2 pseudogenes are annotated in these 1,113 nt (G+C 46.1%); both read right to left on the reverse strand.

The window, feature by feature from the left end:
* A pseudogene (locus tag E2K74_RS14435) lies at positions 1-395 on the reverse strand (transposase); the annotation flags it as partial.
* A gap of 63 nt (positions 396-458) precedes the next feature.
* Positions 459-1,113, reverse strand: a pseudogene (locus tag E2K74_RS14440) (IS3 family transposase); the annotation flags it as partial.

Genomic DNA, 1,113 nt, shown 5'->3' on the forward strand with positions numbered 1-1,113 from the left:
ACGCCGGCGTGCAGGCTGGACCCGGCTACCTTGCCAATCCCGTCACCGAACGGATCACCACTGGTCGGCAGAGTTTGCAAAGTGAACACCTTTCGCCCCGCCTGTGAACCGACAGCGATACGGTAAGTGATCGAGTGCCCCAGCAGGGGTGTCATCGGGTCGTCATCCACCGCATCCGAGGCCAGATAGCTGTTTTCGACATCCCGTTCCAGCAGGCCTTGCCGTTCCAGATAGCGACCCACCCGGTGGGCGATGGTGTGCGTCAGCTGGGTGAGCTCTGGGCTGGTCGGCGCCTTGACCCAGCGGAAACGCGCTGAGCCGTGGGATTGCTCGACATACACACCGTCGAGAAACAGCATGTGGAAGTGAACATTCAGATTGAGCGCCGATCCAAAACAGAGATGGTTCCACTTGTTTGAACAACTAAAAGCGTATTTATAAGTGATATTCCGCTCTAGTTAAGCCACCTTGTTTTGTTGGGGTAGCTGATCATAGTTAAACTCATTTGGTGTCATTTTGTCTAGACTCGAATGAGGTCGTTTCAGATTATAAAACTCAAAATAAGCACTTCGCATCTGTGATACTGCTATAAGCTTTGAGATACACCTCTTCATATTTAACGCTCCGCCATAATCGTTCAACCATCACATTATCTACCCATCGACCTTTACCATCCATACTGATTTGAATGCCATTTGATTTCAATACATCAATAAATGCATCACTGGTGAACTGACTGCCTTGGTCTGTATTCAATATTTCAGGTGATCCATATTTTTCAATCGCTTCATTTAAAGCCGAAATATAAAAATCCACCTCCATACTAATCGATACCCTATGCGCAAGTACCTTACGGCTATGCCAATCAATCACAGCACATAAATAAACAAAGCCTTTTGCCATAGGGATATACGTTATATCTGTAGACCACACTTGATTACTGCGCTGAATAGCCAATCCTTTGAGCAGATATGGATATTTACGGTGAGCTTGATTAGCCTGGCTTAAATTTGGTTTGCAATATAACGCCTGAATACCCATTTTCTTCATTAAAGTACGTGTATGACGTCGTCCTATATGATGCCCTTGACGATTCAACAAATCACGCATCAT

Origin of the sequence: Acinetobacter sp. RF15B (genome assembly GCF_007558235.1) — a bacterium.
GTDB lineage: Bacteria > Pseudomonadota > Gammaproteobacteria > Pseudomonadales > Moraxellaceae > Acinetobacter > Acinetobacter lwoffii_C.